This window comes from Flavobacterium sp., from assembly GCF_029242675.1.
In the GTDB taxonomy this organism is placed as follows: Bacteria; Bacteroidota; Bacteroidia; order Flavobacteriales; family Flavobacteriaceae; genus Flavobacterium.
Genome location: NZ_JAQWTM010000098.1, coordinates 1 through 11,248, shown reverse-complemented (window position 1 = coordinate 11,248; position 11,248 = coordinate 1). Strand labels below are relative to the sequence as shown.

Annotated in this window: 12 protein-coding genes and 1 pseudogene; 7 read left to right on the top strand and 6 right to left on the bottom strand. The window is 32.9% G+C overall.

Annotated elements, in window-relative coordinates:
- Positions 1 to 939: LETM1-related biofilm-associated protein (locus P8M54_RS04070; protein WP_300285497.1), on the top strand; the 939-nt coding region annotated here is incomplete at its 5' end.
- Here the strand turns inward: P8M54_RS04070 and P8M54_RS04065 are convergent.
- A complete protein-coding gene (locus tag P8M54_RS04065; protein WP_300285495.1) occupies positions 933 to 1,856 on the bottom strand; it encodes a LysR family transcriptional regulator in 924 nt (307 codons plus the stop codon). The genes P8M54_RS04070 and P8M54_RS04065 overlap by 7 nt on opposite strands.
- Before the next feature lie 366 nt (positions 1,857 to 2,222).
- Here P8M54_RS04065 and P8M54_RS04060 point away from each other — a divergent pair, with 366 nt between their 5' ends.
- From P8M54_RS04060 to P8M54_RS04045, 4 genes are read left to right on the top strand one after another with little or no spacing between them, the layout of a single operon-like run.
- Positions 2,223 to 2,501 carry a hypothetical protein gene (locus P8M54_RS04060; protein ID WP_300285493.1) on the top strand — a complete coding sequence of 93 codons (279 nt, stop codon included), beginning with the start codon at positions 2,223 to 2,225 and terminating at the stop codon, positions 2,499 to 2,501.
- A 3-nt stretch (positions 2,502 to 2,504) separates the two neighbouring features.
- Positions 2,505 to 3,341, top strand: a complete 837-nt coding sequence (locus tag P8M54_RS04055) for a DUF6671 family protein (RefSeq protein ID WP_300285492.1) — start codon at positions 2,505 to 2,507, stop codon at positions 3,339 to 3,341.
- Positions 3,342 to 3,345: 4 nt separating this feature from the next.
- The gene (locus P8M54_RS04050) at positions 3,346 to 4,305 is read left to right on the top strand and encodes an L-threonylcarbamoyladenylate synthase (RefSeq protein WP_300285489.1); all 960 of its coding nucleotides are present in this window, start codon (positions 3,346 to 3,348) and stop codon (positions 4,303 to 4,305) included.
- Positions 4,306 to 4,309: 4 nt separating this feature from the next.
- The gene (locus tag P8M54_RS04045) at positions 4,310 to 5,278 is read left to right on the top strand and encodes a sodium-dependent bicarbonate transport family permease (RefSeq protein WP_300285487.1); all 969 of its coding nucleotides are present in this window, start codon (positions 4,310 to 4,312) and stop codon (positions 5,276 to 5,278) included.
- Here the strand turns inward: P8M54_RS04045 and can are convergent.
- Both can and P8M54_RS04035 read right to left on the bottom strand, forming a co-directional pair.
- Positions 5,275 to 5,910 carry a carbonate dehydratase gene (can, locus tag P8M54_RS04040; protein ID WP_300285485.1) on the bottom strand — a complete coding sequence of 212 codons (636 nt, stop codon included), beginning with the start codon at positions 5,908 to 5,910 and terminating at the stop codon, positions 5,275 to 5,277. The genes P8M54_RS04045 and can overlap by 4 nt on opposite strands.
- Before the next feature lie 15 nt (positions 5,911 to 5,925).
- Positions 5,926 to 7,569: a SulP family inorganic anion transporter gene (locus P8M54_RS04035; RefSeq protein WP_300285483.1), complete on the bottom strand. Its 1,644-nt coding sequence runs from the start codon at positions 7,567 to 7,569 to the stop codon at positions 5,926 to 5,928.
- Between the two features lie 874 nt (positions 7,570 to 8,443).
- Between P8M54_RS04035 and P8M54_RS04030 the strand changes: the two genes are divergently transcribed.
- Complete coding sequence (locus P8M54_RS04030; protein WP_300285481.1) at positions 8,444 to 9,385, top strand: LysR substrate-binding domain-containing protein; 942 nt, start codon at positions 8,444 to 8,446, stop codon at positions 9,383 to 9,385.
- 33 nt (positions 9,386 to 9,418) lie between these two features.
- Here the strand turns inward: P8M54_RS04030 and P8M54_RS04025 are convergent, their stop codons facing one another.
- From P8M54_RS04025 to mnmD, 3 genes are all read right to left on the bottom strand, one after another.
- Complete coding sequence (locus P8M54_RS04025; protein WP_300285480.1) at positions 9,419 to 9,628, bottom strand: hypothetical protein; 210 nt, start codon at positions 9,626 to 9,628, stop codon at positions 9,419 to 9,421.
- 185 nt (positions 9,629 to 9,813) lie between these two features.
- Entirely contained in the window at positions 9,814 to 10,011 is a 198-nt protein-coding gene (locus P8M54_RS04020; protein WP_300285478.1) for a hypothetical protein, read from the bottom strand.
- Between the two features lie 155 nt (positions 10,012 to 10,166).
- On the bottom strand, positions 10,167 to 10,832 hold the full coding sequence (gene mnmD, locus P8M54_RS04015) for a tRNA (5-methylaminomethyl-2-thiouridine)(34)-methyltransferase MnmD (protein ID WP_300285476.1): 666 nt from the start codon (positions 10,830 to 10,832) through the stop codon (positions 10,167 to 10,169).
- 301 nt (positions 10,833 to 11,133) lie between these two features.
- Between mnmD and P8M54_RS04010 the strand changes: the two are divergent.
- Positions 11,134 to 11,248: pseudogene (locus P8M54_RS04010) on the top strand (branched chain amino acid aminotransferase); the annotation flags it as partial.

The window sequence follows — 11,248 nt, the reverse complement described above, 5'->3', positions numbered from 1 at the left end:
AATTTTATTCAAAAAGCCCTTTCTTTTTATAATGAAATGAATCCACAAGGTTTCAACTTATTCAAAAAAGTGTTGCCCACTGGTGCACCTTCTCTTAACTTAGAAAAGATGATTGATGATCGCGTGCAAACGAACATTGATATCATCAGTAAAAATTTCTCGCACATAGTAACCAATGCATTACTTTTTATTGATGTATTAGCATTTAGACAGTATCTACTTCATGGAACTATTCCAGAAAAGTATTTAAAAAAAATTGAAGAAACAGTGCTCAGTATCGTTTCGCTTGCCTTGAAAACCAAATCACAAAAAACCAAATACGATGATTTGTTAATTAAACTTTTTGAAGCATCTGCGCGCTATAGTAAATTCTCTAAAGTAAGTGTTCTGCATTTAGAAGAGTTGCCATTAGCTTATTTTCAATCTGATTTAGAAAAATACTACATTATAGATATGGCTGGTATGGCCATGTGGAGCGATGGAAAAATTGAAAATGAAGAAGCCTACTTTTTACATAAACTTGCTGAAATAATTGGCGTTAGCGATTCTTTTGTGGTAAAAAGCATTACTGATACCAATGATTTCATCAATACACATAAAAAACAGATTCCGTATTTCAATTATAGCAACCCAGTAAAGCATTTTTACGACCAAACAACGCAATCAGTCATAACGCTAGTGAGTCGCAATAAAAACCGATTGGTTAAGGAAATCATGCAAAGCAAAGAATTAGTGGTGCTCCTAGCCTCTTCAACTCGTAGAGATTTAGATGAAAAAGAAAAAAAGAAAGTAAAAAAGCAGTTGTTGGATATTTGTAAAACCATCCCTTCTTTGACGATCTTCCTGCTGCCAGGAGGAAGTTTACTGTTGCCTATTTTGATAAAATTTATACCTACACTACTACCTTCAGCGTTCAATGAGAACTTAGAAGATCAATAAGTAGTAATCCACGAGAATTTTTCTTGAATAATCGCTTCTTTCTCCTTTTGCAAAAATTCCAAAAAAGCCTGCCCTACTGGGCTCAATTTTTTTCCTTTAAGCCAAACCAAACGCCAATTAGTTGTCAATGGCAATCCAGAGCTGGAGATGATCTTTAACTGTTGATTATCTAATTCATTTTTTAATCCGATGAGCGGCATAATCGAAATTCCCAATCCTGCTATAACGGCTTGCTTAACCGCTTCATTGGATGTTAATTGTATTGCCATTTTCGACTGAATTTTCTTTTGGTTGATGTACCCTTCCATTGCCATACGTGTAGCTGAACCAATTTCTCGAAATAATAAAGGTGTATTGTACCATAAATCAGGTATAGCTTTGTCATAGTTCGTTTCTGAATTATAGTTGCCTATTAACACTAGTTTGTTTTCTAACAAAACCTCACTTTCGATCGCTAAATCTTTGGGAAGAACAGAAACTAAGGCAAAATCAACTTCATTATTCTTTAATGCTTTAATCACTTTTGTTTTATTGTTCACGTCCATTTCCAACTCGACCGAAGTATTCCTTTTCAAAAAATCAGACAAAAAATAGGGAATAACATATTTACCGGTCGATACCACAGCTAGTTTCAAACGACCAGAAAGTTGCCCTTTAAAAGCCATTGTTTTGTAATTAATGGCATTTACTTCGTTTAAAATTGTACTAGCCGCAACTGCAATTTCCTTACCAAAATCAGTTACATATAACTGTCTTCCAATGATTTCAGTCAAAGGAATCTCAAATTGATCCTGAAAGTTCTTAAGCTGTATCGATACTGCGGGTTGCGTAAGATGTAACTCTTCGGCCGCTCTGGTAATACTTTTAGTTTGTGTTATTTTTAAAAAAACATGCAGTTGGTGAAGCGTATAATTCATAAAAATATTTTATATATATCATTACAAATATAAATAAAAATATATGAATACAAATAAGCAACTTTGTCCTATCCGTTTTGGACAACTAAGTAATTCAAATTAAAAGGAGTTTACTTAATGAAATATCCAGAATCTAATAATCAGTAAATCAAATAAATAAAAAATTGATTCTAGTGCTAAATTCACATAAAACTATGAATAAGACAACATTTTTACAAGCCTTTCAAAAAGCAAAATTTGCGTTGGGATTTTCCCTATTAATTATAGGATTATTTCTCGCAATCACAGATAATTCAGTACTAAACAATGGAATACTAGGAGCGGGCATCCTACTAGCTGTTAGCCAAACTAAAAACTAAATAAAAAATGCAAGATTTAAAAGAATTTAAATTAATAGACGGCTTGTTTACAGCCGAAGAGGCTACTCAAGTACTAACTGCTTTAATTAATTACAAAATAGATTACCACAATCGAGAGGATTTTAGCAACCACATCCGTTTTAATAAAAACCCGGAGCATTCTAATAAAAGAATTGCACAACTTGTAGAATCTAAAGATTTACTTCAATCGCTATTGAATAAAGCCATTGACGGAAAGTTAAATTTTAAAATTGACGGTACAATAAAAATCACTGTTGAAGCCTAAGACATGTTTGCCAATAGAAAACTATTTATAGCTACAAAGCACCAAAAAGAAAACGTTATTAAACCCTTGCTTGAGCAAAACATGGGTGTAGAATGTTTTACTTTACCCGACTTTGAAACTGATAATTTAGGAACATTCTCTGGCGAAATTAGAAGGGAAAATGATCCGCTTACCACTGTAAGAACAAAATGTGATCAAGGAAGAGCCTATTCTAATTGTGATTTGGTTATTGCTAATGAAGGTTCTTTTGGTGGCCATCCCTCTTTATTTTTTGCTAATGCAGATGATGAATTGATCATGCTAAAGGATTACAAAAATAATATTGAAATAGTGGCGAGAGAAATTAGTGTGCACACTAATTTAAATGCAGCGATAATAGAAAACGAAGAGCAGTTGCTCGCCTTTGCTAAACAAGTCAATTTTCCATCTCATGCTATTATTTTAAAAGATAGCCCAAGTCGTAAACGATGGGTTTTTAAAGGTATTCAAAATGAAGTGCTGTTACTTCAAAAATTTAGACAATTGAAAGCGACCTACGGATGTGCTTATGCCGAAACTGATATGCGGGCCAGGTACAACCCAACACGTATGCAAGTAATCTCGAAAACAGTTGAAAAATTAATTGAAAAAATTAATAAAAGATGTCCGCATTGTGTTACACCTGGTTTTGATGTTGTAAAAGCAAATAGTGGGTTGCCTTGTGCCAATTGCGCATTTCCTACTCGCTCCATCCTTAGTTGTACTTATAAATGCCAAATATGTAATCATGTAGAAGAGGAATTCTATCCTAAACAAAAAACGGAAGAAGATCCAACCTATTGTGATAATTGTAACCCTTGATTAAATGATTCAAATAGCTACGTCAGTCCAAGACGCAAAAAACATCCTAGAAAGAGAAGAATTAGTCGCAATACCTACAGAAACAGTCTATGGACTAGCTGGTAATATTTACAGCGAAACGGCGATAAAAAAAATATTTGAAACTAAAAAAAGACCTTTTTTCAATCCCCTGATTGTGCATATTGATGATATAAGCAAATTAGATCAAATTGCATGTGAAGTACCTGAAAAAGCAACCATTCTAGCAAATGCGTTTTGGCCAGGATCATTAACATTAGTTTTAAAAAAAAAAGCTACAATTCCGGATAGCATCACAGCTGGTAAAAACACTGTGGCTGTACGCGTACCCAATCATCCATTAACACTTGAACTACTCAAATCCCTCGACTTCCCGCTGGCTGCTCCAAGCGCCAATCCGTTTGGATCTATAAGTCCAACTACTGCCAAGCACGTAGCGGACTACTTTTCCTCTACTCTAGAAATGGTTTTAGATGGTGGATCGTGTGCTAATGGTGTCGAATCTACTATTATAGGTTTTGAGAATGGTGAACCTATTTTGTATCGCTTAGGTGCCATTGCTTTAGAGGAAATTGAAGCAATTGTTGGACCCGTAGCAATAGCAAATAAAAATGATAAAACTCCTGAAGCACCTGGAATGCTATCTAAACATTATGCTCCAAAAACAAAAATTATTTTATCAACCAACTTAGCAGCAAGTATCAACGATTATCCCAATGCCAAAATTGGAATTATTAGTTTCACTAATCAAAATGTACCCAGCACGATAACAGCAATAGAAATCCTATCAGAAAAGGGAGATTTAAAAGAAGCAACCACTAACCTGTACGCAGCTATGCACAGGCTGGATACCTTAAATTTAGATTTGATTATCGCTTCTTATTTCCCCAACAATCAATTAGGAAACACAATTAACGACCGCTTATTACGCGCAACAAAAAATTAACAAAATGAACTTAAATCTACTTTTAGATAATTTAACTAATCCTGCCCTACTTTTTTTTCTCCTAGGTATTATTGCCGTTCGCTTGAAAAGCGACCTTGAAATCCCACCCAATTCTTCAAAATTTATAGCACTGTATTTATTATTCTCGATCGGTTTTAAAGGGGGACAAGAATTAGCCCACAGTCATTTTAATTTAGAAATCCTTTGGTCAGTGCTGTTTGGAATTGGAATTGCAACAGCCATTCCTTTTTACTCCTATTTTATATTACGTCGAAAATTTAATAGTTACGACTCGGGCGCTATTGCAGCTGCTTATGGTTCAGTGAGTGCAGTGACTTTTGTAACTGCTGCTAGTTTTTTAGAAATACAAAACCAAGAATTTAGCGGACATATGGTTGCCGTAATGGCTTTAATGGAAGCACCTGCGATCATTATTGGAGTAATATTAATCCGTTTATTTAACAAACAGCAAGAGCCTAAAACAGCTATATCTTCATTAGTAAAACATTCATTTACCAATGGTAGTGTTTTACTTATTTTGGGGAGTTTAGTTATTGGCTTTTTAGCAAGTGACGAACAAGCGATGGGTATAAAACCTTTTACAACAGATATGTTCAAGGGATTCTTAGCAATCTTTTTACTAGATATGGGAATTGTCAGCGGACGTAAACTTCAGGATTTTATTAAAAGTGGTTGGTTTGCAGTGCTCTTTGCAATTGCAATCCCGTTGATTAACGGTTGTATTGTTGCCGCTGGTAGTCACTTTATAACTGATTCGGTAGGAAACCGATTTATATTTGCCATTTTAGCTGCGAGTGCTTCGTATATTGCTGTTCCGGCTGCCTTGAAAATAGCAGTTCCTAAAGCTAATCCTGGTTTGTATTTACCAATGGCATTGGCAATTACGTTTCCGTTTAATATAACTTTAGGAATGCCTATTTATTATTCTATTATCTTAAATACAGTGGTTTAGAATTTCAATTGGTACACTTCATCTAAATCAGCATTAGAACTCATGTTTACTGCTAAATCAGTAACATAACCTGAATTTAAACCGTAAACCCAGCCATGAACTGTTAAGTCTTGACCATTTCTCCACGCACCTTGCACAATAGAGGTTTTGGATAAATCATACACTTGTTCTTTGACATTAATTTCAACAAAACTGTTAAATCGCTCTGTTGGATCTTCGATAGAATTTAAATAATGCTCGTGCAAACGGTAAACATCCTTAATATGTCTGATCCAGTTGTCTATAAGTCCAATAGAGTCATTACCCATAGCGGCTTTTACACCACCACAGCCATAATGTCCGCATACAATTATGTGTTTTACCTTTAGCACGTTTACAGCATAATCTAACACACTTAGCATGTTCATATCCGTATGAACAACCATATTGGCAATGTTACGATGCACAAACACTTCTCCTGATTTGGCTCCTATTATTTCATTAGCTGGAACGCGACTATCCGAACATCCAATCCATAAAAGTGGTGGAGTTTGTCCTACGGCTAAATGCTTAAAGAAATCTTTGTCCAAGGCTAATTGTTTCTCAACCCAAACTTTATTATTATCTAATATTTTTTTATAAAAATCGCTCATAAACTCTTTATTTAATTATATTTTATCTTTATTTACGGTAACCACTTTTCTTTTCAATACGTCGTAATGTTCAAATGAAACTGAATTTTTAAACGGCTCCGTATCATCAATATTGTAGGCATTCTTAAAACCTGTTAACTTAACTTTTATATTCCTTTCCTTAGATTGGATTTTTTTAAAGTCATTAATTAGGTCTAGTACATCATGCGCGATATAAGCTGTTTCACTCGCATTAATAATTACTTTTGAATTGTCAGGAATATCAGTTAAAGTAGCTTTTATTGAAGCTTTATTTAAGAAAGAAACCTCTTGAGCTAAATCAATATGAATGATATCGCCGTCATGATATTCCTCTTTTCTAAAGTTATACGCCCTTTTGGAATTTCCAATTAGAATAAAAATAATGTTAATAACTAAACCTATACCAACTCCTTTTAATAAATCAGTAAGAACAACAAATACAAAAGTAGCAATAAATGGAATAAATTGATAAATTTTATCTTTGTGCCAAAAATGCATTACCGTTTTAGGGTTTGCCAATTTGTATCCAACCATTAAAAGTACAGCTGCTAAAGTAGCGTAAGGTATTTTATTCAAAAGAGTTGGAATTGCCAAAACACTTATCAATAGTAAGAGTCCATGAATTATTGCAGACAGTTTAGATTTGGCTCCAGCCGCATTATTTGCTGAAGTTCGAACTACCACTGAAGTCATTGGCAAACCTCCTAATAAAGCACTTATCATATTACCAATCCCTTGGGCTTTTAATTCTACATTAGTATCGCTAAATCTTTTTTGACTGTCCATTTTGTCAGCAGCTTCAATACACAATAAAGTTTCGATAGATGCTACGATTGCAATAGTAAAACCTACGACCCAAACTTTAGAATCAGTAATTGCTGAAAAGTCGGGTAATACAAAAATTGCTTTTAGCTCATCAAAATTTTGTGGCACTGGTAAACTTACCAGGTGATCTTTACTTACCGCAAAACTGCTGCCTGATTGAATAAAAAACTCATTTAAAAGTACACCTACAATTACAGCGACTAATGCCCCTGGGACCACTTTGAGTTTTTTCAAAAAGGAAATTTTATTCCACAAAATCAAAATAGCTAAGGAAACTGCGGTTATAATTATAGATCCAACTTGAAAATAATCAAAAATAGAAAACAACTCCGTAAAAGTATTTTCACCATTCATTTGGGAAAAAGCTTGATCACCTTCAAAATCGGAATCCAATCCTATAGCGTGTGGAATTTGTTTCAAAATGATAATCAAACCAATACCCGCTAACATTCCTTCGATTACATTGTTCGGAAAGTAATTTGAAATCGTTCCTGCTTTCAAGAATCCTAATGCTAGTTGCACTAATCCGGCTATAAAAACAGCTAAAAGTAAAATATTGAATGCCCCTAAATCAGAAATGGCTGTTAAAATAATGGCTGTTAAACCAGCAGCAGGACCAGAAACACTTAAATGAGACGTGCTCAAATACCCAACTACTATACCACCCACTATTCCAGAAATAATACCTGAAAACAAGGGCGCTCCTGACGCTAAAGCAATCCCTAGACAAAGAGGAAGAGCAACTAAAAAGACAACTAGTCCCGACGCAAAATCGGTTTTGAAGTTTGAAAAAAGATTCGTTTTTTTTGACATAATACTAAAAAAGGTATAAAATTAGCAGCTTACATCAGTCGATGTAGGCTAGATCGTTAAACATTCTAAATACGTGACGTCTTTAAAATTGGGAGGAGGTGAAAAAATATTTCTCAATATCATGTCAAATTTCAATAACCTTTTACAAGGGATTTTTATCGTTTCCTCAAACTTTTGAAGTATACCTAAGGATTCAAAATCAACAATGTAACAAATAGCAACTACCTCTTTTTTTACTTGAACTTCCTCATTTAAATCTAAAAAAATTGCACTATTAGATGATTTCTCTATCAATGTCAAAATAGTTGGCATTGCTAAAAAAGCGATGAAAAGAAATAAAAGTGTACTAGCTAGAATTTTCATTACTAACAAAAATAGGTGTTAAATCCTGCGAAAAACCAATTTTTAGTCTTTTTTTCAAAAAAGAAGCTAAAAAAAATACTATTTACATTGTGAAATCAATAATTACCCACCTCAAAAATCAAGAAACCAGTACGACTTTAACTTGAATTTATAAAGGTGTACAGATGCAAATAACTTAAATTTTCTATGTCTAGAAATCGATAACTGTTTCGTTATCAGTGTCAATAAAACAATTAGCAACACTTCAGTACTACATCAAGAAGCTCCTTTTTAACCAGATCGAAATCAATAAATTACAATTTCGGCAATAACAAATCATCATTAGTTTAGAATATTAAAAATCATTCATACTAAAGCCAACTTTCAAATCTAATTTTGATTAACGGACTTGATTTTTCGAGTGTATTTGAATACAATTTAAGTCTTTTAATGAATTTGTGTTGGGAAAGATTGAATTTAAGCCATAAATTAAATTGATTGTTTTTATATTTGTATCAACAAATACTATAAAATGACAATTACGCAACTTAAATACGTTTTAGCGGTAGCCGAATATAAAAATTTTACGTTGGCCGCAGAAAAATGCTTTGTTACACAACCAACCTTGAGCATGCAAATCCAAAAGATTGAGGAGGAGTTGAGTATTCAAATCTTTGATAGGACAAAAAAACCTATTCAATTGACGGATATTGGACACAAAATAGTAATTCAAGCAAAAAACATAGTCAATGAAGCGGATCGTATTCAAGATATTGTAGAGCAACAAAAAGGATATATTGGTGGCGACTTTAGACTGGGTATCATTCCGACGATCATGCCCACACTACTTCCGATGTTTTTAAATAATTTCATAAAAAAATATCCCAAAGTAAAACTGATTATTGAGGAATTAAATACGGATGAAATAATTACAAAACTTAATAATGGCCATTTGGATGCTGCCATAGCTGCAACGCCTTTAGTTGAAGAAAAAATAAAAGAAATTGTACTGTATTACGAGCCATTTGTAGCCTACATCCCTGAAAATCATCACACTTTTAATAAAAAAGAAATTGAAATTAGCGATCTAAATATAGATGAGATTTTACTACTTCAAGATGGTCATTGCTTTAGAGATGGAATCTTGAATTTATGCAAAAACAGTAATAGTAGCGAAAATAATCATTTCCAAATTGAAAGCGGAAGCTTTGAAACATTAATAAAATTGGCTGATGAGGGTCTTGGAACCACATTATTACCGTATTTAAATACCTTAGATTTAAAAGAATCAGACCAATTAAAACTAAGACAATTTGTCGAGCCTAAACCCGCACGAGAGGTCAGTCTTATTTTTCCAAAAAGTGAGCTAAAGATACAAATTATTGATGCGTTACGATCAACAATTGCCGGAGTAATTAAAGGCGCTATTGTATTCCAAAATGTTCAAATTATAAGTCCATTAAACAAGAAATAAAAAATGGGAATCTAGAATATAGATTCCCATTTTTTATTTCTTGTTCTCTTCGATAACAATTAAAATGCATTGCTTTAGTTCTGGTTTCTCAGCTGAGAAAAATTGGAGCCAATTTTTCAAATGTTCCATCTCATAAGGAAGTAGAATTTTAGCGGCTTTCTTTAATTCCTTATTAAATTTAACAGGATCAAAACTTACTCGTTCTAGCGCCTCTTTAGTATAATTGTATATCATTCTTGACATAGCTAAAAATTTTAAATTGTTAAACACTAATGCTTTGTAAATATATTACAATGTTATCGATATTCAATACAAAAACATCGTTAAAGTGTAAAAAATATCGATAAAGTGCTTATTTGTCAGAAATTTACAAATATTTACATCGTACATAAGCCAAAAAAAAGGATTCTATTAGAATCCTTACTTACTTATGAGTTTACGATTAATAAACATTGCTTTAATTCTGGTTTTTCCATTGTAAAACTAAATAGCCACTCTTTTAATTGTTCCATCTCGTAGGGTAACAAGACGTTTATTGCTTTTTCTAATTCTTTACAAAAAAGTATAGGATCAAAACTAACCCTTTCCAGAATTGATTTTGTATAATCAAACATGACTTTTGACATAATTAATTAAGTTTATATATTGGTCAATCTATTCGTTTTATCATTTGTAAAAATACATTTTTTTGTATCAATACCTTACTATTTAACTTAGATTTTAATTTTTTATTGTGAACAATTGTACTAAAAATTTAGTCTTAATACAATTAAAATACTCACTACGAACACTTTGTAGCTCTAAACATTTCTCTCTTCCCTGGAGGTCCTGCTAATTTTTCAACAGTAAATCCCACTTCAATCATACTGCGCTTTACAACACCTCTAGCGGCATACGTCACTAAAACTCCATTGGGAACTAAGGCATCATACATTTTTTTGAAAATTGCTGTGCTCCACAATTCGGGTTGTACGCGGTAGCCAAAAGCGTCAAAATAGATTAAATCAAAGCGATTTTCATCGACTATTTCGTCAAAAAACTGTTTTCTCTTCGTTAGCGAAAACTGCTGATCGAGTTTTGATCTATTTTCCCACTCTATTTGATGCATTTGGTCAAAAATGGCATTGTTATCTTCAGCATTTAGTTCCGTAACATAATTCATTGACGCCAGCTCCTCAGCACTTATTGGGTAGGCTTCCACACCAACGTAATCAATTACTTGATTAAATTCCTTTCCTTTCAAAAAAGTAATAAATGCATTTAGGCCAGTACCAAATCCTATTTCTAAAATTGAAATACTTTTATTTTTAAATAAGGAAAGCCCATTTTTTATAAACACATGTTCAGCTTCTTGTATGGCTCCGTGTTTTGAATGATAACATTCGTCCCAATCTTTGATATGTATCGTGGTTGAACCGTCTAGGGTTTGTATAATTTCTCTTTTCAAAATATTTTAGCTGAATTAACAATGATTGGTGACGCGCCACCAATTGTAGTAAAACAAAACTACTACAATTAGTTGTTAAAATTACTAAAATCTAGCTATTTCACCAAGGCAATTAGTTTATCCTTCTAATTCAAAAAACGCAATTAAATAACAATTAAATCGACGATTAATATTTTTTTAGTACCTAAATTTGCTCTTTTTTATTTAATTTTACCGCCAATACTACAGTCCTTTTCGTTTCAATCTAATTTTTAGAGTAGTTTCGTTGCTGTAACTCAAAAAAAATATAAAATAACACATTATGAGCACCACTCAATCTATAAAAATAAACGTTGAAAAAGCGGCAACTAGTAAAATTAATGAAGTAGATTTTGAAAATCTAAGTTTCGGATCTGTTTTTACCGATCATATGTTAG